Origin of the sequence: Klebsiella sp. K-Nf6 (genome assembly GCF_002806655.1) — a bacterium.
Lineage (GTDB): Bacteria > Pseudomonadota > Gammaproteobacteria > Enterobacterales > Enterobacteriaceae > Klebsiella > Klebsiella variicola.
This window is the reverse complement of sequence record NZ_PIBN01000016.1, coordinates 1-24,096: the sequence shown is the minus strand read 5'-3', so window position 1 is coordinate 24,096 and position 24,096 is coordinate 1. Positions and strand designations below refer to the sequence as shown.

Genomic DNA, 24,096 nt, shown 5'->3' with positions numbered 1-24,096 from the left:
TCGTTCTCAAATCTTAGTAAACACAATTTAGTAACACATTGAGAGGGTGTTAAAAAATATTATTTAAAATTATGTTGTTATGATTTGTGACGCAGGGTGTTTTATCAGGGAGGGAGATATGCTGGTGTGTTTATTAATCACTTGAGGTTTGCATTATTCTGGTTTTTTATTTTGTTTTAATTTATTAGTCTTGTGTTTTTAATTGTTCGGGCATTTTTTTATGGTGTTATTGGTTGGTTGTGGTGCTTGTGGTGAATTATATGTATTAAAAATGTTAAAACTCATTTATTTTCCAAAACGACATTTTGATAAATGAGAATGTTGCCGACCCCTTAAAGGGGAAAATTCTTATTTATTAACATGTATTATTTTGAAAAGGCAGTTACCAGATTAGCTCCTCTATTTTTGGTTACTTCATAAGGGTTATCTGATTGGCCTGCTACTGTCTGTTTTCGACCCGCAGTATGACCGACCGTTATAGTATCAACTGCCGGAGGTAAAGTATCCTGGCTACCATGTTGTCCGGTTGATTCAGTTTCTGTCACTGACGTCACGGTGAGTGGCGCAATGTTGTCACCGTTTGAGGAGAGATAGACAGCGTTAGCAGGCAGGGGCTTGTTGCCGCCCTGGCTGAACAGTCAGAAATGACAATCAGAATCTGGATTCGCTATCGCAAAAGCGTCACACCCATAACAGACTGACCTATACAGAAAAAGGAATACCTGCACCCATCATTCGAAATGAAAGCGGTTCTGCCTGATGCATATCGTATTGCTCAGTTCAATTAGGGCTGGTCCCCGAAAAGCGCAAAAGAGCTGGCAGACCTGGCCGTGAAGAGAGATAAGAGTATTAAGGATCCGGGGAGGCTGAGCGATAAAATTATTTCTGAAATAAAGACTATGCGAGTGGTTGTTGTTTTGACTATGGCCATGCAGAGGCTGCAGTGGTTTATCTGATCATACTTCTGCGCGATATCGTGTTGTTATCCTGGAAAAGACAAAGGGCCTGCGATTGCTCGCAGACCCTTGATTTTTGGTGGCCCCTGTTGGGTTTGAACCAACGACCAAGCGATTATGAGTTCCTACCTGAACAACCGAAAATCAATGGTTTGCGTTATTTATCATTGACATAGATTGCCATCATTTGCCAATGATTACCCATTATCAGCCATTTCTACCGCCACTTTATCGCCACTAAAATGCGCTATGTTTGTGAATGCAGTTACATACATATGGGTTAAAAAATAGTAAATTGGACATATCTTTTTTTTCCACCCGAGGACATAAAGTGAACGAAAATAGCCATGATAAAAATGTTACTGAAGATGAGTACGCTGAATTTTGGAAGCATTTTAATGCGAGATATGACGATCCACTAGTGAAAGATGTAAAGAAAACATATCGATGGTTTGTTGAGGTTATGGGGGAAGAAAAATGGTTTGAGCGAAGAGATAATGTTCTGCGGTATTTTCGTACCCTCACTGAAAGGTTATATAGCAGTCAAACAGATGTTTCTTTACATGAAAAAGATTCGCGTATGGCCTTTTATGATGATTGGATCGCTTGGTATTTGTACCTTGCAGAATCACTTGCCGATCGCCCAACAGTTGATGAACCTGCACAATCCTCTAGAATTTTGCCGTTCTTTGCCACCATCGGAGAATTTAGCGAAGAGTTAAAGCGTACAAAAGGTATTGAAAATAAACTTAAAGATTTACTTATTAAACCTGAGAATCAACCAGACTCTGTCTTATTTGAATTAGTAGTTGCTGCCTGTTATATAAAAAATGGTTGGGAAGTAGAGTTTATACCTGAGTCAGGTGCAGGTAAAACACCAGACCTTCTGGTGAAGAAAGGAAATGATAAACTATATGTAGAATGTAAAAGGCTTGCAAAGGTAACTCAATATTCAGAAAATGAACGTATGGAATGGGTTAAAAGATGGCATAAAGCTCTACCTTACATAATTTCTTACCCATATCCTGTTTTTTTTAATGTAAAGTTCAAATGTGAGGTCAATAGCACCAATCCTGATATTTTTTTGAATATTGTTAGGCAATTATACGCCTCAGGAGATTTGATGCAATGCGGTGTTGTATCTTGTGAAAATGATGAGATATCAGTAGTTGCAAATTTAATTGATATGGACCGAGTAAATGAACACTTTGCCAAATGGATAGTAAAGTATCCTTCGCCACAACTTAACTATCTTTTAGATGATAACTATGAACCCCATGGTAGTTATACGATGGCATTACAGGCTAAACTTTGCACTTATAGCGAAGATGAATATAGTACAATTAATGTTTTTGCCGATGAGATAAGGAGACCTTTCTGTGCTAAATGGGAATGTATAGCAGATGAATCGATTTCCAAAAAAGCTAAAGATGTTAAGGGGTTACTTGTGAAAGCTGTAAAGCAAGCCCCAAGTGATGGTAAAACAGTTATCCATATTGGATATGAAACATTACATGGCCCTCATGTCGAGGTGCTTCGTGATAAAAAAATTACTAATATGTTAGCTAATTTTGATTGCGAGGGTAAGGATATTGAGATTATATATTGCCACTCGTTCCAACCAAGGCTATTTTCAGATAACAATTGGGATTTTGCCGAAACTGTTAGGTATTATACAAGAGGTGTTAGCAAAAAGTATCTTTTGAAGAGAATGATGCTTTTGGAAAGAGAGGGTATTGTTGAGTCCAACGATACCCATTGGGAGCAAGATCTACGAGAAATGAATAATAAATAAGCCTAACTAAATGTATTTAATGGATTAAGCTTAACAGCGTCTTCTAAGTGGTCTGGAGCAAAATGTGCATACCGCATTGTCATTTTGATATCGGTATGCCCCAAAACGCGTTGTAAAACTAAAATATTACCACCATTCATCATAAAGTGACTGGCGAAGGTGTGGCGCAAAACGTGGGTAAGCTGCCCTGCCGGTAGTTCGATGCCTGTTCTTTCCAGAGCTGAGCGGAATGCGCCATAACAATCACTAAACAACCGGCCTTTTTTATCATCAGGCAGAGACTCATAGAGTTCTTTGCTGATTGGGACGGTGCGGTTTTTTCTGCCTTTCGTGTTGGTGTATGTGATTTTGTATTTCGCGAGTTGGCTTTTTCTCAGACTCTCGGCCTCTGACCACCGTGCGCCAGTGGCGAGACAAATTCTTACCACTGTTTCTAAATCAGGGTGGTCGTGCCGTTTACACTCTCCAAGTAGTTGCGAAATTTGGTCGTGAGTTAGCCAGGCCATTTCCATTTCTTCAATGCGGAATGGGCGCATATTTTTCAGTGGGTTTTCACCTTTCCATTCTCCGAGGCGGTTTAGCTCATTGAACACTGCCCGGAAGTAGGCCAGCTCAAGATTAAGCGTGCGAGGCGATACCTCTTTCACTCTGTTTGAACGGGCATGCTCACCTTTCAACCGTTTTTCTCGGTAGCGGGAAAACATCTGTGCATCGAAATCGCGTGCGAGTGGCTCGCCCATACACTCAAAAGCATGGTGCATGGCTAACTGACGTTTCAAGCCATCTTTCAGTGTGATGCCATGAGCGCTATACCATGAGTCAACCAGCTCTTTTAACGTGCGCCTGTCTTCCTTTTCTTCCTGCCACGGGTTTTGAACGGTGTACTGTTCAAACGCCAGAGCCTCGCCTTTAGTAGCGAATTTCTTTCTGATGCGTTTGCCTTTTGCACCGTTTGGGTAGAGCTCACAAATCCAACCGCCAGTTGGATTTTTACGCACGGTCATTAGTTAACCTCGCTGTATACACCCATCACGCGACCTAATGCTTTAATGTCATCAAATCCACATTCGAAGGGAACCTTGCCCCCTGCTACATGTAGTCTTCTGCCTGGCAATTTTGTTAATTCTCGAATGCTAATAGCACCTTCAATATCGACGAGCCATTCTCCATCTGATAGGGATGCGTCTCGCTCGATGAAATGGAGTTTTCCGTCAGCGTAGACGGCAATTGGATTCGTAAGCGGCTTGCTAAAGAACTTGCCAGCAATACTCAAATCGCCATCACTAACCAGAGACTCTTCACTTAATGTGAATTTCTCCACATTTTGGGTATCGGTATTCATATTGCCGGTTGTAGGTGACCCTTTGCCGGTGAGTAGCCAAGCGAGATTTGCGCCAGTTTCTAGGGCGCAATGCACAATAAAGTCATAAGAAATGGAATCGCGACTGTACCTGTTAGCAAGAGAGCTTGATGCAATTTCGAAGTGTCTAGCTAATTGAATTTTCTGAGAAAATCCGTAAGCCTCGCAAATCCTGTCCAGCACTTCTTCATTGTTTAAACCAAGACCTTCAATTCTCATATAGCTTTAACCTATTTACAAACTCCACTTTGGGAGTTATGTTAAGCCTAAACCTAGGCAATTAATGGCGAACGTTGGCAAACAGATGGCTATTAATTGCAATCTTTAGTAAAAGGGGAATCATGCAACATGGCTTCTGAAATCGCAATCATCAAAGTTCCCGCACCAATCGTTACTTTGCAACAATTCGCAGAGCTTGAGGGTGTTTCTGAACGCACCGCCTACCGCTGGACAACCGGCGATAACCCTTGTGTACCAATCGAACCACGCACCATCCGTAAAGGCTGCAAGAAAGCAGGTGGCCCGATTCGCATTTATTACGCACGCTGGAAAGAAGAGCAGTTGCGTAAGGCGTTGGGTCATTCCCGTTTTCAACTCGTCATCGGCGCTTAATTCACTTTATGTGAATTGTAAGGATGCAACATGTTTGATTTTCAGGTTTCCAAACATCCCCACTATGACGAAGCATGCCGGGCTTTTGCGCAACGTCACAACATGGCGAAGCTGGCCGAGCGTGCGGGTATGAATGTTCAGACGTTACGCAACAAGCTCAACCCGGAACAGCCTCACCAGTTCACGCCGCCTGAATTGTGGCTGCTGACTGACCTGACAGAAGACTCAACCCTCGTAGATGGCTTTCTTGCGCAGATTCACTGTCTACCGTGCGTGCCGGTAAATGAGCTGGCTAAAGACAAATTGCAGTCTTATGTCATGCGAGCAATGAGTGAACTCGGCGAGCTGGCAAGCGGTGCGGTCTCTAATGAGCGCCTGACCTCTGCACGTAAGCACAACATGATTGAAAGCGTAAATGCTGGCATTCGCATGTTGTCATTGTCGGCTCTGGCGCTGCATGCGCGGATTCAGGCTAACCCGGCAATGACAAGCGTTGTAGACACCATGAGCGGCCTCGGTGCCTCATTCGGTCTGATGTGAGGTGCTTATGTTGAATAATGAACCGTCATTCGCGTCTCTGCTTAAAAAGCAAAGTCCCGGCATGCACTACGGCCACGGCTGGATCGCAGGTAAGGACGGCAAGCGCTGGCACCCGAGCAACTCACAGGCTGATTTACTGGCTGGTCTCTCTACTCAAAAGCAGGGGGAATCATGGCTATCGAAGCTGTTTCCGCGACTGTTCCGCTAAAAGCGGGTGAACGTCTGGCCGGTCTCAATCATGTGGCTGAATTGCGCGCAAGATATTGGGGCGATAGCTGGAAAGAGGTTGAACGTTTTGTCGATGATATGCGTGATAAACGTGACCCACAATTTGAAGAAAATAATCGGGCGCTGGCCGCTATTTTCTTTCTGGCAAAAATCCCTGCGGCTCGTCATGAGCTCCAATTAAGTGAGCTGACTACTGACGAGAAAAAAGCGCTTATTACAGCGATGAATCATTTTCGCGCAGTGGTGAGCTTATTTCCAAAACGGCTAACAATGCCGAATTAATCCAAACAGAAATTTAATGGCGTAAATCCGCCGGGCTTCTTATTGCCCGAAATCAGGAGAATAAATTATGCGTAATACCGTAACCCGTAGTTTTAATACAGATAGCGATGCGCTGGCCATATTGCTGACTGATGCCAAAAAAGAAGAGCGTAAAGACCGCGCGCTCGCTGTTTCAATCCGTCTTGAGGCACTGGCGATACATATCATCAAAGAGGGGATGAGCTGTACCGAAGCCGCCGAACTGCTGCGCCGTGAAGCCACTCGCTTTGAGAATGAATCACAGGAGCTGCACTAATGGCCGACGCAATGGATTTAGCACAACTGCGCGAGCAGGAAGACCACGAACGCCACATCAGCAACGCGCGTAGCCGTATCGCCTCACCTTCCCGTTTTCTCTGCGAAGAATGTGACGAACCAATCCCGGAAGCTCGCCGCATTGCGATTCCGGGTGTGGCCTTTTGCGTGACCTGTCAGGAGGTCACCGAATTGAAATCTAAACATTTTCGGGGGGTATGACTTGGCGGTTCAATTCGCTTATCCGTGGAATGTTCCACGGTCGGCAATAGCCAGCCCATATCTTACCTATGACCAACAGTATCGCCGCGACCGTATGTTCGCGGCTTTGCTGCATGCAAAAAAGGTACTTTCTCTCCAGCCAGAGTGCGTACGTTTTGACGTTTATCGCACTGCGGCGGTGCTGGAGCAAAATCAGAGCAGTCAACGAGCCAATGCTTTTTTAATCAGTTTCTGCAAAAAGGCATTGCCGCGTCTTGAGCTGGTCGCAAAAAAATATGAGAGCGCGGGTATCAACACTAATGTATCAACCGCCGTTTTCGGTGGACATTTTGACACCCGACTCATGCAATATCTGGCATCTCGCATGGTTAATCTTGTCGCCAGATATAACCGCCTCCCTGATTTGTCGCGCGCCGATGTTGACTTGCTGGCATGTGACATCGCTAATTTCATTCGTTCTGAGCTGGCAAATATTGATGATTCAGGTTTTGGTGAGCTCAAAACTCTATACACCTGGTACATGCACGCTGGTTTTATTTCTCTGCAATTCAATGTCACCCCTCCCCATTGGGAGCGCGTAGCAAATAAATACTTCAACAAAGATGATATCGCCCCTGCAATAATCCGTATGTTCACTGAGTCATGGTGGCGTAATCGTCTGCGTCGTGTCGCGTCGGCATGGCGCGAACACCTACAAATTGCAGTCGGCAACGTCAGCAAGAAAAAGCACGCCTACGCGAGTAAAAACTGCGTAACAGACTGGCGCGAACAGAAGCGCCGAACGCGTGAGTTTCTCAAGGGACTGGATCTCGAAGACGAAGACGGCAACCGCATCAGCCTGATTGAAAAATACGACGGTTCGGTCGCTAATCCTGCGATACGCCGCTGCGAACTGATGACCCGCATCCGTGGGTTTGAAAATATCTGCAATGAACTCGGTTATGTCGGGGAGTTTTACACCCTGACTGCACCGTCTAAATATCACGCCACGACTAAAGCGGGATACCGTAACAGCAAATGGAATGGTGCCAGCCCATCGGACACGCAGAGCTATCTAACTGGCCTTTGGGCGCGCATACGCGCCAAGCTGCATCGGGAAGAAATACGCATTTTCGGCATCCGTGTTGCCGAACCTCATCACGACGGAACGCCGCACTGGCACATGCTTATGTTCATGTTGCCGGAGGACGTCGAGCGCGTGCGCCTTATCATCCGTGATTATGCATGGGAGGAAGACCGCCACGAACTGAGAAGTGATAAAGCCAAAAAAGCGCGCTTTCATGCCGAGGCCATTGACCCAGAAAAGGGCAGCGCTACCGGCTATGTTGCTAAATACATTTCGAAAAATATCGACGGTTATGCTCTCGATGGTGAAACCGATGACGAAAGCGGTGAGCTGCTGAAAGAGACAGCCCCCGCCGTTTCAGCATGGGCGGCGCGCTGGCACATCCGTCAGTTTCAGTTTATTGGTGGTGCGCCGGTGACGGTCTACCGTGAGTTGCGTCGTCTCGCTGATACCGAGACCGCGCACGGTTTAAGCGTTGAGTTTGCCGCCGTTCATGATGCCGCTGACGTCGGTGACTGGGCTGGTTACGTTAATGCGCAGGGTGGCCCGTTTGTCCGTCGTGACGATTTGCAGGTGCGCACGCTGTATGAGCCTCGCGCCGAGTTTAACCAGTATGGTGAGGAAACTATCTGCATTCGCGGCGTGTACGATTCCGCCGTCGGCGCTGACACCCCGATTTTAACCCGGCTAACGCAGTGGAAAATTGTGCCGAAGCGTGCCGTTGATTTGGCCGTTGACGTTAAGGGCGCTCCTGCGCCCTCTCGGAGTTCTGTCAATAACTGTACGGGAAGCGAAAGCGATCCACCGGAGCTGGATTTATCCAAACCGTTGAGTCGAAGTGAAAGGCGGAAGCTAACGGCCAGACTCAGGGACAAAAGAAGGGTGACCAGGCAGGAGTTTATCCACGGAACGGATAAACAAAGCGCAACCATTGACAGAACAATAGACGAGATTCAGATAGCGACCGGCGAAACCATTAGCCGGGGTGAGGCGCTGCACCTGATGTCCGGTGGCAAAAGCTGCATAAATGGCAAGTGGTGCCGTGGTTCAGCAACCGGTGAAATTTTTCCAGCAGCACCATCACACGGGGCGCAGGCCAGACAAATCCTAAATCGAGTCGCGGGGTTAGCGTCAGTTACTAAGTTGAGACTGTAACTAATTCATATCCATATCATGCACATACGTTATCTTTGTGTGTAACTTTTTTCTTTCATCTTTTTATCGATACATGATACTGTATATTTATACAGTATCCCGTATTGGAGGTTGTGTGGATAGAGATTTAAACGAGCAAGTCATGATTGAACGGGTCGAGATGATTGCGCGTCTGACAACAGAGGGTGTGTGTCAGGAAAGGGATCGTGAAATTGCTTTAAATTTAATCGCGGAGATAGCAAGAGGTAACTTGATGAAAAACAATTATTTTTCTGTTGTTTTTACTCCCGCCCCTGTAGAAAAACGATTAAAAAAAGGGGGAGAAGTGAGGGTTAACATCACGTTGGATAAAGACGCAAAAATTGGGCAGCAAGTTGTCGATGCTTTTCAGTGCGAGTTAACTCGACGCGTACAGTCAATTTTCCCATCAACGAGAGTGACGGTAACAAAAGGGGCAATGACAGGCGTAGAGCTGGTTGGGTTCGATCAGGAATCAGACCGTGAAGCGTTGGACGGTATCCTTCAGGAAGTATGGGAAGATGAGAGCTGGCGTTAGTTCCTGAAAAATGTACAACCATCGGCCCCGTGTTTGATAGCATGGGGTTGTTTTGTATGGGGATTACACATAAAGAAAATCATGGATACCGTAATAGTATTTATATCTTTGGCACTCTTTATTTCTTTCATCTTGGGTTTAATCAAGCCGTCGCTGATTCGGATGCCGAACCGTAAGCGATCCATTGCGGTTTATCTTGGAGGATGTCTGGCGTTGGGCATTATCGGTTCAATCTTATGGCCGACTGAAAAAGTCATCTAGTAGCAAAAAATGACGTACCGGCGGTTAAAGTGGAACCGGCTACACCAACGTTTGAGTATGCAGATAAAACCCTCAAAGAATATCGCAACGAGCAAAAAGAAACTCGGCACTTTATCGTTGAAGAATATGTCGGCTTCAAAGGTGTACCGTTCAGCGTGGCTGATACCTTTTATGCCTGTATGAATGAGTACACTTTTACTAAAGATGATGCGGTAAAGCTCGGTGATGTGTTGGGATGGTGTTTCAACGATTTCGACAAGGATCCTCAATCTCTGAATAATAAAATCAATATTGATGCATTTCAGGGTAGTTTTAGAGGTTGGGATGGCTCGATGATTATTCCTCTTATGAACATATTTCAACGGTCTACTATCTGTTTTTGAATAAAGACCCGCATGCTGTTGTAAAAACAACGTTTCGAGGCAATAATGCTTATGATGGGGTGGTTAAACGGACTGTAGTGGCGCGCGTCAATGTGGGAACAAGCGAGGTCGTTTCGCAATTAACCAATACAATGACAAACGCTGCCGGTACTGAAAATTGATTTCAGTGCTGGCAGGGTTGGACAACTTGCAAAGTGAGTTGTAAGGACCCCCTCTGTTTTAGCATCCATTCTGATTTAATAATAACTGGAGCAAATGAAATTCTATGAATAAAAGTAAGGCAATCTCAAGAATAGAAAGAATATTGAGGAAGTTAAAGGATGGAACCTTTACTGACAGTGATATAGATGTGCTTTTTGTGACGGCTCGTGAGTTACCGACTGCGACCAAAAATATTTTTGAAATTGGAAGTTTTGTTGCTCATAACCATCAGAGGGATCAAGGTTTAATAAATGATATGATGCTGAGAAATCACTTGTTATTAAGCTTGGGGTTTGGTCGGGATAAACATGATGTAAAACCTGAGTTGAATGAATATCCGAAGTTCTTACCATTATTAATTAAGCTGCAATTGAGAATGTTTAATGATGATTATTTCAAAAAAAAATTAGGATTGAAAGGCGGGCAGATTAATACTGCGCGAAAGAAGCTTAACAATAAAAAATCTTACGAAATAAAAGGCGATATCTGTAAGCTAACGCAAGATATTGGCGCAAATGAAAGGCGGATGATTCAAGAAGCCTTGTCACTATTAAATTGTTCTGACTCAATTGAATATGATGTTTTGTTTGATGAGTTAAAGGATTTGCTAAAAAGAGAAATACCCAATGTGGACTTAACTCCACTTGATATCAACAGAATGAAGATGGCGGGCATTTTAATTTGTTTGTTGAACAATATTGACTTTTCTTTAATGGATGGGGTTGAAGCAAAAACAACACTTAGCATTAATTCCGATGAAACTGTATATGTTTACGGTCGGTATTATATTATTCATGATAAGGAGCCATTTAATAAAGTATCTATCATTAGCCCAGTTTTTCATGCGGGATATAAAACGGAGGAGCTTTTTGATGCTCATGTGACGAATGAAAACATAGATGCTGGGGATGTTGAGTTTAATGTTGATTTGGGGAAAGTGGTGGTATTGCAGCAATAGTTTTTTATAAAAATTAGCTACCCTATAAGACTTTCAGCCATGCATGCATCTGGTGCATGGTTTTGCATGCGCCGAGATAGCCCGTTCTGACCGTGCGCCGCCAGAGTTGGCGCGGATCCCGAATGGTCAGGCAACTGCAATAAAACCGCCCCACGAAGCGGGCAGGCGAGGAGGGGAAAGCACTGCGCGCCAGCGTACTTTTGCGCATTTATTTTCGCAGCCTGAGCGCGTCGCTGTGCCGCGCAGGTTCGCGAGGGTGTCGGTGGGTGATGCCGAGGCGTTCGAGGCCGTGGCAGGTTTCTGAGGCGGTCAGGCGTGGGGGTCAGAAAAAGCCGCCCGGAGGCGGCGGAAATCAGTCACTTTCGGTGTCGAGGGTGTAACTTTTGAACCGGATCACCTCCTGATCGGCCCACGCGTTGACCTCGCGCATTCGGTCCTGTAGCGGGATGAGCTCGTTACGCACAAATACCTTTGCCACCTTCTCGATGTCACCGAGCGAGCCGACGTTTTCAGGCTTGCCGCCCATCAGCTGGAACGGGATGCGGTGCGCGTCGAGCAGGTCGGCGGCGCTGACTTTTTTGATGTTGAAAAAGTCGTCTTTCGTGGCTACCTCGCTGAGCGGCACAATTTTAATGCCGTCCGGTTTTCCGTGCGGTGCGTAGAAAAACAGATTTTTGAAGTTCCCAAGACCTTTTGAGCTGCGCATCGCATCACGCAGCGCCTCAACATCGGTACCGCTTTGCGCGGCGTCTGTCACATACATGATGTAACCGGCATGTGCGCCGTTCTGGTAATACTTGCGACGGAACAGCGTTGCTGCCTCGTTCAGCCAGGCGGAATTGAGCGCACTGAGATATTCCGGCATACCGTACAGCTCCTGATTGATGTCAGGCTCCAGCAGGTGAAACACGGAGCCAGGCGCGAACGGGTGCGGCTGGTCGAATGACGGCACCCACCAGTAGATATCCTCCTCAATACCACGCCGCGTGTATTTTGCCGGTGACGTTTCCAGCTTCAGCGGGCGACCGGTCACGCTCTTTCGTTGCTCTAAAAAGGCGTTGCCAAACACCAGGAAATCGAGCGCGAAGCGGCTGAAATCCTGTTGTGATAAAAGCGGGTGCGGAATAAACGTTGAGGCCAGAATATTGCGCTTAACGTAAATCGGCGAGCTGTGATGAACGGCGGCACGCAGGCTTTTCGCCAGCCCGTTAAAGCTGACCGGCGGTTCGAACCATTTGCCGTTATTGACGCATTCCACGTAATCCAGAATATCGCGGCGGTCGAGCACGGCGCTCGGCTCGCCAAAGGTAAACGCCTCCATTTTTTGGGGGGCGGTGTCTTTCATGTTGCGCGGGCGCTTTTGTGGCTGTGGCTTGCGGCCTTTGTATTTACTCATAAGTTGAACTCCAGAATGGATGATGTGGCCTGGCCGCTGCCAGCGGTCAGCGGTTCGTTTAACAGCGCGTGCATGGTCGCCCAGGCGACATCCGCGTGGCTGGCTTCCTCGGTGCGGCTGGCCTCATATGTGGCGCTGCGCCCGCTGCTGGTCATGGTCTTGCGGATAGCCATAAACGAGGTGGTAATGTCGGTGGCGCTGACGTCATATTCGAGACAGCCACGGCGGATAACGTCTTTTGCTTTCAGCACCATTGCGGTTTTCATTTCCGGCGTGTAGCGGATATCGCGGGCGGCGGGATAAAACGAGCGAACCAGCTGGAAGACGCCAATACCGAGGCCGGTCGCATCGATACCGATGTACTCGACGTTGTATTTTTCGGTGAGCTGGCGGATGGATTCGGCCTGAGTCGCGAAGTCCATGCCTTTCCACTGATGGCGCTCCAGAATGCGAAACTTGCCCCCGGCGACAACCGGCGGCGCGAGCACCACACATCCGGCGCTGTCGCCGCTGTGCGAAGGGTCGTATCCCACCCAGACCGGGCGGGAGCCGAACGGGTTGTCGGCGAACGGCGCAAAGTCTTCCCACTCTTCCAGACTGTCGACCATGCAGCGTTGCAAATCCTCGAACGGGAACACCGACGCCTTGTCGTCAACGAACTCGCACATAAACAGGTTACGGAAGTCGTCGACGCTGTTTTCCTGCCGGAGTTGCTCAAGGTTAAACAGCGTACAGCCCCCGGCGAGCGCATCCTCAATGGTGACAATCTGCCGCCACTGACCATCGGGACACGCCACGCCAGCGGCGAGGGCATCATGACTGATATCGATGTCGACGCGTTCACTGACGCGGGCGCGGCCACGGTTAAATAATTCCCCGGACCAGAACGGGTAAGCGCCGTGCGCCAGGGTGGAGGGTGTTGAAAAGTAGGTGCTACGCAGGTGGCTTTGTGACGCCATGCCCGACGACACTTTGCGCAGTTTCTGGAAGTTGGGGATCCAGAATATCTCATCGACATACAGGTCGCCGTTATGACTTTGCGCGGTGTTGGAGTTGGTGCCGAGAAAAATCAGCTTTGCGCCGTTGTTGCCGATGACGATCGGGTCGCCGGTCAGCTCCACATCAACCCGGCGGGCAAACTGGATGATGTACTCACGGAATACATACGCCTGCGTTTTACTTGCTGACAGAAAAATCTGGTTATGGCCGGTTTTCAGCGCGTGCAGCAGCGCCTCGCGGGAAAAGTAGAACGTCGCCCCAATCTGGCGCGATTTCAGAATGTCGCGAATACGGTGCTCAAGCCCGGCGCGGTGCCAGCGGAGCTGATATTCGAAAGACTCCGCGAAAAAAATCTCTTCCAGTTTTTCGATAGCCTCGTCGCTGAAAAAGTTCTTTGTCGGCTTTTTACGTTCACCTTTGTTACGGTTGGCCACGCGGGGATTCAGGTCAGCCTCGTTTCCGGTCTGGCCATAGCGGTTAATCCGCGCGAAGCGCTCCATCTGCCGGGCCAGAAAATCGGCGACCTTGAAATCATGGGGCGTCAGGCTGGGTTTCGCATAAAGCTGGATCAGCCGGGCCTCCAGGGTGCTTTCGACCCGGTTCAGCGGTGCCGTTTCCTCCCAGTGGTCGCGCTGTTTCCAGCTCTGCACCGTGGGGCGTTTGGTCTGCAACATGTCGGCAATCTGCGGCACGGAGAACCCCTGCCAGTACAGCAAGGCCGCCTGGCGTCGCGGGTCGTTTAACAAAGTGGTGTCAGTGGTGATGGTCATGGATGCCTCGCCGTGATTGATACAGGGCAAGGCTAAAGAAACGGGGGATGTGAATCGCTAAGGTGCTGTTGTGTGAGGGATAAGCCATCCGGGACTGATGGCGGGAGAGTGGCGACGTCGGGAAACTAGCCCCGACCCGTTAACCCGACATCAGGACTCCTGACAATGGCAAAAAAAGTTTCAAAATGGTTTCGCATCGGCGTCGAAGGCGATACCTGTGACGGCCGCGTTATCAGCGCGATGGATATTCAGGAAATGGCTGAGACCTTTGACCCCCGCGTCTACGGTTGCCGCATTAACCTCGAACACCTGAAAGGCATCCTGCCGGAGGGTCCGTTCAGCCGTTACGGCGATGTGGTTGAGCTGAAGTCTGAAAAAATTGACGACGACTCGGTACTGAAAGGCAAGCTGGCGCTGTTCGCTAAAATCACCCCGACCGATGACCTGATCGCAATGAATAAAAAATTGCAGAAGGTTTACACCTCCATGGAAATCCAGCCGAATTTTGCCAATAGCGGTAAATGCTACCTGGTCGGCCTCGCCGTGACCGATGACCCGGCCAGCCTCGGCACCGAATACCTCGAATTTTGCCGGGGTGCCAAATTTAACCCCCTTAACCGCTTCAAAGCCGCACCGGGCAACCTGATTTCTGTTGCCACCATCGCCGAGCTGGAATTCGAAGACCTGCCGGAAAATGTTTTCACCGCCCTGAGCGACAAGGTGAAGTCGATTTTCAGCCGCAAACAGGCCAGTGATGACGCCCGTTTTCAGGATGTGCATGAAGCCGTGACGACCGTCAGTGAGCATGTGCAGGAAAACCTCACCGCTACCGGGCAACGTCTTGCCGAACTGGAAAATGCCTTTGCGACACTGAAACAGGACGTCACCAGTCAAGCCGACCAGACCCGCCAGGCATTCAGCCAGTTAAAAAACACGCTGGATAACACCGAAAGCACCACGCAGCCCCGCCGCAAGCTCTCCAGCGGTGGCGGAGGTGATGAGCTGCTGACTGACTGCTAAACGGTCATGAATTTATCGCCGGGCAACAGCTTTGCCCGGTCAGACAACCCGATTTAACCCAACAGGAAAGACTATGCGTCAGGAAACCCGTTTTAAATTCAATGGCTATCTGTCCCGCGTTGCTGAGCTGAACGGCATCGACCCGGACGACGTGAGTAAAAAATTCTCCGTCGAGCCGTCCGTCACGCAAACCATGATGAACACCGTGCAGATGTCCTCGGCCTTTTTGCAGAAAATTAATATCGTGCCGGTGGATGAGCTGAAGGGTGAAAAAATTGGCGTCGGCGTCAATGGCACCATCGCCAGCACCACGGACACCAACAGCGGCCTGGAGCGTAAAACTGCCGACTTCGCTGCGCTGGAATCCAAAAAATACGAATGCGACCAGGTCAACTTTGACTTCCATTTCAAATATAAAAAGCTGGATTTGTGGGCGCGCTTCCAGGACTTCCAGCGCCGTATTCGCGATGCCATCATCCAGCGACAGGCGCTTGATTTCATCATGGCCGGGTTCAACGGCGTTGAGCGTGCCGAAACCTCTGACCGCAAAGCCCATCCGATGCTGCAGGATGTCGCCGTGGGCTGGCCGCAGAAATACCGCAATGAAGCGGCGACCCGTGTGATGAGCAAAGTTGTCGACGAGGAAGGGAACGCGGTTTCCTCTGTGATCCGTGTGGGTAAAAACGGCGATTACGTCAGCCTTGATGCACTGGTCATGGATGCCACCGACAACCTGATTGACGAAATTTATCAGGAAGATTCGGAGCTCGTGGCGATTGTGGGGCGTAAGCTGCTGGCCGACAAATATTTCCCGATTGTCAACAAAGACCAGCCCAACAGTGAAGCGCTCGCGGCTGACATCATCATCAGCCAGAAACGCATCGGCAACCTGCCTGCCGTGCGTGTGCCGTATTTCCCGCCGAACGCGATTATGGTGACGCGTCTCGATAACCTGTCCATCTATTTCATGGACGAAAGTCACCGCCGCTCCATCATCGAAAACCCGAGACTCGACCAGGTGGAAAACTACGAATCGATGAACATCGATTACGTGGTCGAAACCTACGCCGCCGGGTGCTTCATTGAAAATATCAAGCTGGGCGATTTCTCTGCCGCGCAACCGGAGGGCTAACCGATGACGAGCCCCGCACAGCGTCACATGATGCGGGTCTCGGCCATTGAAACCGCGCAGCGGGAAAATAACCCGCTGCGGCATGCCACTGCCTACGAGCAGATGCTGGTTAAGCTGGCCGCAGACCAACGCACGTTAAAAGCCATCTTTGGTAAAGAGCTGAAAGCCAGGAAAAAGCGCGAGCTGCTGCCGTTCTATCTGCCGTGGATCAGTGGCGTACTGGAACAGGGCAAAGGCGCGCAGGATGACATCGTGATGACCGTCATGCTGTGGCGTCTTGATGTCGGCGATATCGGCGGCGCGATGGACATCGCCCGCTACGCCTTCAAGTACGGTCTGACCATGCCAGGCAGGCACCGCCGCCCGCCGCAGTACATGTTCACCGAAGAGGTGGCACTCGCCGCCATGCGCGCCCATGCCGCCGGTGAACCGGTCGTCATCAGCCAGCTACTCGACACGCTGGCGCTGACCGCTGCTGCCGATATGCCGGACGAGGTGCGCGCAAAGCTGCACAAAATCACCGGACAGGTGTTGCGGGATAACAAACAGCCCGCCGATGCGCTGGCCCACCTTAAACGCGCAATGCAGCTCGACTGTCAGGCAGGCGTCAAAAAAGACATTGAACGGCTTGAGCGAGAGCTGAAGCCCAGACCGGCAATGGTCGTTAAAGCCCCGGTAAGCGCGCCGCGCGCCGTGAAAACCACGGCACCGGCTAAACGTGGCCGACCAAAAAAGACCGCCGGTTAACAGAATGCGCCCCGCGCCAGGGCGGCACGCCGGTCGATGAGGGGGGTTACCCGACCTGAGACCGGCGTCCACCGCCCACCTATTCAGAGGTAGTCATGACGACGCTGATTATTAACAAAAACAATGAGCCGCAGCCGGGTGGCGTGGTGGTCATCCCGCCGCCTGCCAGCGATGAGCCGGTGATTAAAAATACGTTTTTCTTTCCTGACATCGACCCGAAACGCGTGCGTGAAGGGATGCGCCTTGAGCAGACCGTTGCCCCGGCCCGGCTGCGTGAGGCCATCAAAACCGGTATCGCTGAAACCAATGCCGAGCTGTATCTGTGGCGCGAGCAGCAGATTGCCGGGGGTTTTAGCAAGCTGGCCAGTGTGCCGGCGGATGAGCTCGACGGCGAGAGCGTGCGTGTTTTCTACTACCTGCGCGCCGTGACCTCAATGGCAACCGCCACGCTCTACGAGCGTTATCGCGGCATGGATGCCAGCGCCAGAGGCGATAAAAAGGCCGACAGTATCGACACCACGGTCGACGAGCTGTGGCGGGACATGCGCTGGGCCGTATCACGCGTCCAGGACAACCCCCGCTGCATCGTGAGCCAAATCTGATGCAGGCCATCGCGCAACAGGGCGACACGCTCGACATGATTTGCGCCAGCTATTACGGGCGTACTGAGGGGGTCTTCGAGTCGGTGCTGGCCGCCAATCCGGGGCTGGCCGAACTCGGCGCTGTGCTGCCACATGGTACGGTGGTCGAATTGCCCGACGTCCGGTCATCCCCCGTAACTGAAACAATTAATCTCTGGGAGTAAACACATGACGGAAGGTGAAAAAAGCGTCCTGTCCCTCTTTGTTATCGGCGTGCTGATTGTCGTCGGTAAAGTGCTGGCCGGTGGCGAGCCCATCACCGCCCGGCTTTTTATTGGTCGCATGTTGCTGGGCGGCTTTGTCTCGATGGTGGCCGGGGTGGCCCTGGTGCAGTTTCCCGACCTGCCGCCCGCCGCCGTGTGCGGATTTGGCTCCATGCTGGGTATCGCCGGTTATCAGGCGGTGGAGATTGCGATCCAGCGCAGGATTAAAAAAGGGGAAAGCGATGGCGGTCATTAAGACACACCCCAACGTCGCGGCATTCCTCGACACGCTGGCGTTTTCAGAGGGTACGGCGACGCACCCGCTGACGAAAAACAACGGATACGACGTCATTGTCACCGGTATCGATGGTAAGCCGGAGATTTTTACCGACTATCGCGATCATCCGTTTGCCGGTGGGCGCCCGGCGAAAGTCTTCAGTCGTCGCGGGGAAAAATCCACGGCATCCGGGCGTTACCAGCAGCTTTACCTGTTCTGGCCGCATTACAAAAAGCAGCTCGTTTTGCCGGATTTCAGCCCGGCATCACAGGACAGACTCGCCATTCAGCTGATCCGTGAGCGCGGCGCGCTGGAAGACTTACAGCAGGGGCGCATTGAGCGCGCCATTTCCCGTTGTCGCAACATATGGGCCTCATTGCCGGGGGCCGGGTATGGTCAGCGTGAGCACAGCCTCGACAAACTGGTCGCCGTGTGGCGAAGGGCCGGAGGGGTATCTGCATGAAACCCGTCATTCTCCTGCTGGCGCTGGCCTGCGCGGGTCTGCTGTGGATGCGCCACGATAACAGCAATTTGCGCACCTCATTTGAGCGTGCGAACCGGGTCGCCGTTGAACACAAAACGACAATCACCATGCTGAAAAATCAGCTCAACGTGGCCGCAGAGCAGTCGCAGCGTAAAGAGCGGGCGCAGGTTGCTATGCGGGACAAGCTCACCGCCGCTAACCTGCTGGCTTTCCGCCGTGAACAAACTATCACGAGGTTACTCAATGAAAATGACGTGTTTCGCCGCTGGTACCGCGCTGATTTACCTGATGTTGTGCGCCGGTTGCACCAGCGCGCCGCCTGCACCAATGCCGCCGCCGGTGATTGTTTACAACGCCTGCCCGAAGGTCAGCCCCTGCACGATACCGGGCAGCGACCCGCTGACTAATGGCGACCTGAGTGAAGATATACGCCAGCTCGAGAACGCCCTGAAAAGCTGCGCCATTCAGGTTGATACGGTGAAACAATGCCAGGATGAAATCGATGCTAAAGCCCAACAGTCTGCGAAAAGCCTTAACTGATGCGGTGCCGGTACTGCGTAGCAACCCCGATATGCTGCGCGTCTTTATCGATAGCGGGAATAATGTGGCAACGCTGGCACGCTCCCTGTCGTATGAAAAGCGGTACACGCTTAACATCGTGGTGATGGATTTCACCGACGATATTGACCTGCTGTTTGTGCCGATTATGGCCTGGCTGCGCGTCAATCAGCCGGACATCATGACAACCGATGAAGGAAGAAAAAAGGGCTTTATCTGGTATGTCGACATTAATAACGACAGTAGCCTCGATGTCAGCATCAGCCTGTTGCTGACTGAGCGAACCCTGGTCAAAGAGGCCGACGGCGCACTGCACGTTGAGAACATCCCGGAGCCGCCACCGCCGGAGCCGGTGACACGCCCTGTTGAGATGTGGAGTAATGGCGAGCGGGTGAGTAAATGGGATGAATGACTTCAAACCCTTTGAGGACAAGCTTGCCGGATTGATAGCGGCGCTTTCCCCTGCCGGGCGGCGTCGGATGACCGCCGATATTGCGAAGAAACTGCGCCAGCGGCAACAGCAGCGTATTAAATCGCAGAAAGCGCCGGACGGCTCGCCGTACGCTCCGCGTAAGCGCCCGCCTGTCAGGGCAAAGCAAGGCCGGATTAAGCGCGAGATGTTTGCGAAGCTGCGCACCAATCGCTATATGAAAGCGAGCGGTAACGACAGCGCGGCGGTGGTGGAATTCACCGGAAAAGTACAGCGCATCGCCCGCGTGCATCAGCTCGGGCTCAAGGATAAGCCATCCCCCAAAAGCGCCGCTGTCGAGTACCCACAGCGCCAGCTCCTGAGCTTTACCGAAGATGACCGGCAGCTTGTGGAGTGCGTCATTATCGACTACCTCGCAGACTGAACTGTATCAGCTCAGATTTGAGCTGATACAGTTTTTACTGGGAGCTCATCATGAAATCTGAAAATCTGCTGTGAACAATGTGAGAATATTATATTTTACTAACTGATTAAGGTCACCGGTAAGCAGTTTGATCCTCTCCGTGTTACTCCTGCCATATACGTGGTACTGGAATGCCTTGCTTTTTCTTTGCTTCACCATAAATAAATGTTCTGGCATGTGATTAGGTGGTTGATGTTGCGTCATGTAATTGCTGTTTATATTGTTTTTTTATTTTGATGGTAAGGTTGTAGGTTGTTTTATTATCGGAATTAAGGTTGTAGGTTGTTTTATTATCGGAATATAGTATAATTAAAATTAAATGTACGCAAAATCTTGTTTTTTTGAGGTGAAATGCAGGTTCATATAAATTAGATTTATGCTAATAAATGATTGGTGGTGTGTGTATGCCTTATGAGAAAATATATATAAGTGGGCCACTCATAAATATTTAATTGAAAATCAAATTGGCGGGTGACGCCATAAATCACCCCGCCTGATTTTTTTTGCTTGGTGATTTGTTATTTTTTTGGTGGTTTTTTTTGCCTTTCATTAATGCTTATGTTAAGACTATTGGGTTGGATGCCAATTTTTTTGAGTGCGTCTTCATTATTCAAAATGGAGTCAATTAATTCTTTTGATACTATATGTCTGGAGGGGGTGATTTTAAAATCACCGAATGCTGTATGAGAACTGGATGACAAATCTTTAATGTTACCTACCAAACTGCTCGTATTTAATGATTGGAGTGCTGGGTTGTTGTAAACAGAATTCACCTTTCGTTGAAACAACTCAAGTTTTTGCTTCACTTGTTTTAATTCTTTTGTTGTTTCTGAAGTGATTTTTTGGCCATCTTTAAGATTACTAACTAATTCATCAATTTTTGCAAGATATGTTTCTTTTTCTTTTTCAATTTCGAATATTTTAATGCTTCGTTCAATCGATGCTTTAAGTTCATTTTTTAAAGAAAGAACGAATGTACCCATTTCATCTGCACCACCTGCGAATCGATTAAAAATCAATAAAAAATAATTTAATACTTCATTATTTTTAAAATTTGGATATCTTACATGATGGTCTATTTCACTCCATGCTTCTTCAAAAATTGTCCTAACCTGAATTTCGGAGTAAATATTATTTTTCAGTAATCGAGTGGAGATTATATAATGAACAGACCTATACCCGGCTGGATGTACTTTCTCAATGCTACCTGCTATATTTACATCGTGAGTATCACCGTTGCGAATATAAACTATCGGTGCTTCTTGAAATTCCCATTTTGAATCAAGGTATTCATGAATTGTCTTCCAGTCTTCTTTGAAAAGATGCAGTACTCTGATGCCAATTAAATCAGTTATTACATCTGTATAGTTATCTTTTGTTATTGAAATATACTTTTCACTGACCTCATTCTCATTTCTTTTTCTGATTATTTTACTCATTAGGTGTTCAGGGTCTTTAATTCTCCAGCGAACAGAGTGAACATTTTCCCCTTGCTGTAATATTGATGATATAAGCCCAGCGGTTTCAGATAATGCAGGTATGTTGTTGTAATGCGCCAATCCAATTTCCTTCAACTCTTCCCACGGAAAATTGGCTTTATGGAACTGTTCTTTTGTCAGGTGGTTATTATCTAGGAACACTTCTAGTGTGAGGTTGATAATATTAACTGGATCATTTTTCATTTGTATTTATCCACTGTGATATTTTATTCAAGTTACATCTTAGCAACTTAATGAGGTAAAGTTAAAACAGTATGTATATTAACCCTTAAGTCTTTACGATTATAGCTCTCTAAGTAGTTTTCCGGCTATATGGCTTGTGATGAAGTCAAACCGAATACCTAGGAACTACTCTACTTTACTCTGTGCTAGATGCCATAACAGATGTTTCTAATGTCTGTTGTTGGCACAGAGCTTTCCGTCAGATTAGGTTTGATTCTGTGCCATGGATATGCCAGCTCAAATCCGGGCTGATACAGATACCGTTGTGCCAGCCAGGGCAAAACGCCCACTGATTGCTGTCGTAACACCCCAGCGGCATCCTTTCCCCTATGAATACTCTTGCATCTATCCAGGAACTTGCCCGCGCGATACGCAACATGATCCGCACCGGCATCGTCGTCGAAACTGACCTCGAAGCCGGGCGCTGTCGCGTGCAGACCGGCGGCATTTATACCGACTGGCTTCAGTGGCTGACCCACCGTGCCGGGCGTTCGCGCACCTGGTGGGCTCCCTCTGTTGGCGAGCAGGTGATGATTCTGTCCGTGGGCGGCGAACTCGATACCGCTTTTGTGCTGCCCGGCATTTATTCCGACGACCACCCTGCGCCGTCGGCCTCGGCGGATGCCTGGCATGTTGAGTTTCCCGACGGTGCCGTCATGAGTTATGAGCCGGAAACCGGTGCGCTGACCGTCACCGGCATTAAAACCGCCGATGTGACCGCATCCGGTTCGGTTGCCGTCAGCGTGCCGGTGGTGCTGGTTAAAGCCTCCACCCGCGTCACCCTCGATACGCCGGAGGTGGTCTGCACTAACAAACTGACGACCGGTACGCTGGAGGTGAAGCAAGGCGGCAGGATGTCCGGCGATATCGAACACAGCGGCGGCGCTTTCACTTCCAACGGTGTTCAGGTGGATAAACACGGCCACGGCGGCATCAGGCGCGGTGATGAATGGACGGAGGGGACCCAATGACGGCCCGTTATCTCGGTATGAACCGCGCGACCGGCGAGCGCATTTCAGACGTGGACCATATCAGCCAGAGCATCGGGGATATTCTGCGCACGCCCGTCGGCTCCCGAGTCATGCGTCGTGAATACGGCTCGCTGTTGTCGCAGATGATTGACCAGCCTCAGACCCCGGCGCTTGAGCTGCAAATTATGGCGGCGTGCTACATGGCGATCCTGAAGTGGGAACCGCGCGTCAGGCTGACCAGTATCACCACGGCGCGGCAGTTTAACGGGCAGATGGTCGTCGAGGTGACCGGACAAATCACCGATACCGGCGAGAGCCTTTCCTTAACCATTCCTGTGAGTTGAATCTATGGCAGTTATCGACCTGAGCCAGCTCCCCGCGCCTGATGTGGTGGAAACGCTGGACTTTGAAACCATCCTCGCAGCGCGCAAGGCCACGCTGGTTTCGCTCTACCCGGAGGATGAGCAGGAGGCGGTCGCCAGAGCACTGACGCTGGAGTCAGAGCCACTTGTGAAATATCTGGAAGAGAATGCCTACCGGGAGGTGATTTTACGCCAGCGTATTAACGAGGCGGCACAGGCCGGCATGGTGGCCTATGCCATCAAAAACGACCTCGACCAGCTTGCGGCAAATAATAACGTTGAACGCCTGGTCATCACCGCCGCAGACGACACCCAAATCCCGCCGGTGGCGGCAGTCATGGAGTCCGACAGCGATTTACGTCAGCGCATCCCGGCGGCCTTTGAAGGCATGAGCGTTGCCGGGCCAGCCGGTGCCTATGAATTTCACGCCATGAGCGCCGATGGTCGTGTGGCGGATGCCTCGGCGAACAGTCCCGCCCCCGCAGAAGTCACTGTCGCGGTGTTGTCGCGGGAAGGTGACGGCACGGCATCGAATGATTTGCTGCTGGCCGTCAGTACGGCGCTGAATGATGAGACGGTACGCCCGGTCGGTGACCGCCTGACAGTCGTCTCGGCTGAGATTATCCCTTATGCGGTCGACGCCGTGCTGTACGTGTACCCCGGTCCGGCGACTGAGCCCATTCTGGCCGCCGCCAGAACGCAGTTAACCGCCTATATCACTGAGCAGCGTCGCCTCGGTCGTGACATCCGGATGTCAGCGATATACGCCGCGCTGCATGTGCAGGGTGTCCAGCGCGTTGAGCTGCTTCAGCCACGGGCGGATGTGGTGCTCGATAAAACTCAGGCCGCGTACTGCACCGACACCCGCGTGGTGATTGGGGGCTCGGATGAGTAATTCACTGATGGCGACCGGGTCATCACAGCTGGAACAGCGCGCTGCCGCCGCGTGTGCCGTCATCAGTGACCTGAATGTCCCCTTGCGTGACCTGTGGGATCCGTGGAAATGCCCGGTGAAATTCCTGCCGTATCTGGCGTGGGCGTTTTCCGTCGACC

The 24,096-nt window shown here is 50.0% G+C and carries 31 protein-coding genes and 1 pseudogene; 27 read left to right on the top strand and 5 right to left on the bottom strand.

Annotated features, from left to right (window positions below; genetic code table 11):
- The first annotated feature begins 590 nt into the window (after positions 1-590).
- Positions 591-701, top strand: coding sequence for a phage head closure protein (locus tag CWM61_RS30225; protein WP_100631969.1), 111 nt, complete (start codon positions 591-593; stop codon positions 699-701).
- A 586-nt stretch (positions 702-1,287) separates the two neighbouring features.
- Entirely contained in the window at positions 1,288-2,751 is a 1,464-nt protein-coding gene (locus CWM61_RS22060; RefSeq protein WP_061891772.1) for a hypothetical protein, read from the top strand.
- A gap of 2 nt (positions 2,752-2,753) precedes the next feature.
- On the opposite strand, the gene CWM61_RS22055 is transcribed toward CWM61_RS22060, so the two are convergent.
- Both CWM61_RS22055 and CWM61_RS22050 read right to left on the bottom strand, forming a co-directional pair.
- The gene (locus CWM61_RS22055) at positions 2,754-3,755 is read right to left on the bottom strand and encodes a tyrosine-type recombinase/integrase (protein WP_032440347.1); all 1,002 of its coding nucleotides are present in this window, start codon (positions 3,753-3,755) and stop codon (positions 2,754-2,756) included.
- Positions 3,755-4,330, bottom strand: a complete 576-nt coding sequence (locus tag CWM61_RS22050; RefSeq protein WP_015959031.1) for a phage repressor protein CI — start codon at positions 4,328-4,330, stop codon at positions 3,755-3,757. The genes CWM61_RS22055 and CWM61_RS22050 overlap by 1 nt, the downstream gene beginning before the upstream one ends.
- Before the next feature lie 129 nt (positions 4,331-4,459).
- Here CWM61_RS22050 and CWM61_RS22045 point away from each other — a divergent pair, with 129 nt between their 5' ends.
- From CWM61_RS22045 to CWM61_RS22000, 10 genes and pseudogenes are all read left to right on the top strand, one after another.
- Positions 4,460-4,723, top strand: a complete 264-nt coding sequence (locus CWM61_RS22045; RefSeq protein ID WP_001630878.1) for a hypothetical protein — start codon at positions 4,460-4,462, stop codon at positions 4,721-4,723.
- Between the two features lie 30 nt (positions 4,724-4,753).
- Positions 4,754-5,263 (top strand): phage regulatory CII family protein, encoded by a 510-nt coding sequence (locus tag CWM61_RS22040; protein WP_047669828.1) that lies wholly within the window; start codon positions 4,754-4,756, stop codon positions 5,261-5,263.
- A gap of 7 nt (positions 5,264-5,270) precedes the next feature.
- Positions 5,271-5,471, top strand: a complete 201-nt coding sequence (locus CWM61_RS22035; protein ID WP_032433679.1) for a phage filamentation protein Fil family protein — start codon at positions 5,271-5,273, stop codon at positions 5,469-5,471.
- Complete coding sequence (locus CWM61_RS22030; RefSeq protein WP_015959029.1) at positions 5,435-5,773, top strand: DUF5347 domain-containing protein; 339 nt, start codon at positions 5,435-5,437, stop codon at positions 5,771-5,773. Before CWM61_RS22035 ends, CWM61_RS22030 begins: the two co-directional genes overlap by 37 nt.
- 67 nt (positions 5,774-5,840) lie before the next feature.
- Positions 5,841-6,068, top strand: a complete 228-nt coding sequence (locus tag CWM61_RS22025; RefSeq protein ID WP_032433641.1) for a DUF2732 domain-containing protein — start codon at positions 5,841-5,843, stop codon at positions 6,066-6,068.
- Complete coding sequence (locus CWM61_RS22020; protein WP_061891773.1) at positions 6,068-6,289, top strand: TraR/DksA family transcriptional regulator; 222 nt, start codon at positions 6,068-6,070, stop codon at positions 6,287-6,289. The genes CWM61_RS22025 and CWM61_RS22020 overlap by 1 nt, the downstream gene beginning before the upstream one ends.
- 94 nt (positions 6,290-6,383) lie before the next feature.
- The gene (locus tag CWM61_RS22015; protein ID WP_073972714.1) at positions 6,384-8,510 is read left to right on the top strand and encodes a replication endonuclease; all 2,127 of its coding nucleotides are present in this window, start codon (positions 6,384-6,386) and stop codon (positions 8,508-8,510) included.
- 115 nt (positions 8,511-8,625) lie between these two features.
- A complete protein-coding gene (locus CWM61_RS22010; protein WP_009309685.1) occupies positions 8,626-9,066 on the top strand; it encodes a DinI-like family protein in 441 nt (146 codons plus the stop codon).
- An 81-nt stretch (positions 9,067-9,147) separates the two neighbouring features.
- A pseudogene (locus CWM61_RS22005) lies at positions 9,148-9,871 on the top strand (hypothetical protein).
- Positions 9,872-9,975: 104 nt separating this feature from the next.
- Complete coding sequence (locus CWM61_RS22000) at positions 9,976-10,869, top strand: hypothetical protein (protein WP_061891775.1); 894 nt, start codon at positions 9,976-9,978, stop codon at positions 10,867-10,869.
- Between the two features lie 352 nt (positions 10,870-11,221).
- Here the strand turns inward: CWM61_RS22000 and CWM61_RS21990 are convergent, their stop codons facing one another.
- Entirely contained in the window at positions 11,222-12,265 is a 1,044-nt protein-coding gene (locus tag CWM61_RS21990) for a phage portal protein (protein WP_061891776.1), read from the bottom strand.
- Positions 12,262-14,034: a terminase ATPase subunit family protein gene (locus tag CWM61_RS21985; protein ID WP_100631931.1), complete on the bottom strand. Its 1,773-nt coding sequence runs from the start codon at positions 14,032-14,034 to the stop codon at positions 12,262-12,264. The genes CWM61_RS21990 and CWM61_RS21985 overlap by 4 nt, the downstream gene beginning before the upstream one ends.
- 165 nt (positions 14,035-14,199) lie before the next feature.
- Here CWM61_RS21985 and CWM61_RS21980 point away from each other — a divergent pair, with 165 nt between their 5' ends.
- The 11 genes from CWM61_RS21980 to CWM61_RS21930 all read left to right on the top strand — a co-directional run bounded on the left by CWM61_RS21980 (position 14,200) and on the right by CWM61_RS21930 (position 19,950).
- Complete coding sequence (locus tag CWM61_RS21980) at positions 14,200-15,054, top strand: GPO family capsid scaffolding protein (RefSeq protein WP_061891778.1); 855 nt, start codon at positions 14,200-14,202, stop codon at positions 15,052-15,054.
- 73 nt (positions 15,055-15,127) lie between these two features.
- Positions 15,128-16,186 carry a phage major capsid protein, P2 family gene (locus tag CWM61_RS21975; RefSeq protein ID WP_061891779.1) on the top strand — a complete coding sequence of 353 codons (1,059 nt, stop codon included), beginning with the start codon at positions 15,128-15,130 and terminating at the stop codon, positions 16,184-16,186.
- Between the two features lie 3 nt (positions 16,187-16,189).
- Positions 16,190-16,933 (top strand): terminase endonuclease subunit, encoded by a 744-nt coding sequence (locus CWM61_RS21970; protein ID WP_061891780.1) that lies wholly within the window; start codon positions 16,190-16,192, stop codon positions 16,931-16,933.
- Positions 16,934-17,028: 95 nt separating this feature from the next.
- Positions 17,029-17,535 carry a head completion/stabilization protein gene (locus CWM61_RS21965; protein WP_061891781.1) on the top strand — a complete coding sequence of 169 codons (507 nt, stop codon included), beginning with the start codon at positions 17,029-17,031 and terminating at the stop codon, positions 17,533-17,535.
- Positions 17,535-17,738 (top strand): tail protein X, encoded by a 204-nt coding sequence (locus CWM61_RS21960; RefSeq protein WP_061891782.1) that lies wholly within the window; start codon positions 17,535-17,537, stop codon positions 17,736-17,738. Before CWM61_RS21965 ends, CWM61_RS21960 begins: the two co-directional genes overlap by 1 nt.
- A 4-nt stretch (positions 17,739-17,742) precedes the next feature.
- On the top strand, positions 17,743-18,033 hold the full coding sequence (locus CWM61_RS21955) for a phage holin family protein (RefSeq protein ID WP_004195910.1): 291 nt from the start codon (positions 17,743-17,745) through the stop codon (positions 18,031-18,033).
- Positions 18,020-18,517, top strand: coding sequence for a glycoside hydrolase family 104 protein (locus tag CWM61_RS21950; protein ID WP_061891783.1), 498 nt, complete (start codon positions 18,020-18,022; stop codon positions 18,515-18,517). The genes CWM61_RS21955 and CWM61_RS21950 overlap by 14 nt, the downstream gene beginning before the upstream one ends.
- A complete protein-coding gene (lysB, locus tag CWM61_RS21945; RefSeq protein ID WP_061891784.1) occupies positions 18,514-18,945 on the top strand; it encodes an Rz-like lysis system protein LysB in 432 nt (143 codons plus the stop codon). Before CWM61_RS21950 ends, lysB begins: the two co-directional genes overlap by 4 nt.
- A complete protein-coding gene (gene lysC, locus CWM61_RS29975) occupies positions 18,827-19,078 on the top strand; it encodes an Rz1-like lysis system protein LysC (protein WP_227521396.1) in 252 nt (83 codons plus the stop codon). The genes lysB and lysC overlap by 119 nt, the downstream gene beginning before the upstream one ends.
- On the top strand, positions 19,041-19,508 hold the full coding sequence (locus tag CWM61_RS21935) for a phage tail protein (protein WP_100631930.1): 468 nt from the start codon (positions 19,041-19,043) through the stop codon (positions 19,506-19,508). The genes lysC and CWM61_RS21935 overlap by 38 nt, the downstream gene beginning before the upstream one ends.
- Positions 19,501-19,950, top strand: coding sequence for a phage virion morphogenesis protein (locus CWM61_RS21930; protein ID WP_061891786.1), 450 nt, complete (start codon positions 19,501-19,503; stop codon positions 19,948-19,950). The genes CWM61_RS21935 and CWM61_RS21930 overlap by 8 nt, the downstream gene beginning before the upstream one ends.
- Positions 19,951-20,507: 557 nt before the next feature.
- Here CWM61_RS21930 and CWM61_RS21925 read toward each other — a convergent pair.
- Complete coding sequence (locus CWM61_RS21925; RefSeq protein ID WP_061891787.1) at positions 20,508-21,671, bottom strand: RelA/SpoT domain-containing protein; 1,164 nt, start codon at positions 21,669-21,671, stop codon at positions 20,508-20,510.
- 416 nt (positions 21,672-22,087) lie between these two features.
- On the opposite strand from CWM61_RS21925, the gene CWM61_RS21920 reads away from it, so the two are divergent.
- From CWM61_RS21920 to CWM61_RS21905, 4 genes are all read left to right on the top strand, one after another.
- On the top strand, positions 22,088-22,681 hold the full coding sequence (locus CWM61_RS21920; protein ID WP_241780034.1) for a phage baseplate assembly protein V: 594 nt from the start codon (positions 22,088-22,090) through the stop codon (positions 22,679-22,681).
- Complete coding sequence (locus CWM61_RS21915) at positions 22,678-23,025, top strand: GPW/gp25 family protein (RefSeq protein WP_004175173.1); 348 nt, start codon at positions 22,678-22,680, stop codon at positions 23,023-23,025. The genes CWM61_RS21920 and CWM61_RS21915 overlap by 4 nt, the downstream gene beginning before the upstream one ends.
- Positions 23,026-23,029: 4 nt before the next feature.
- The gene (locus CWM61_RS21910) at positions 23,030-23,938 is read left to right on the top strand and encodes a baseplate assembly protein (RefSeq protein WP_061891789.1); all 909 of its coding nucleotides are present in this window, start codon (positions 23,030-23,032) and stop codon (positions 23,936-23,938) included.
- 7 nt (positions 23,939-23,945) lie between these two features.
- Positions 23,946-24,096 (top strand): phage tail protein I (locus tag CWM61_RS21905; protein WP_100631929.1); only part of this gene is annotated, 151 nt, incomplete at its 3' end.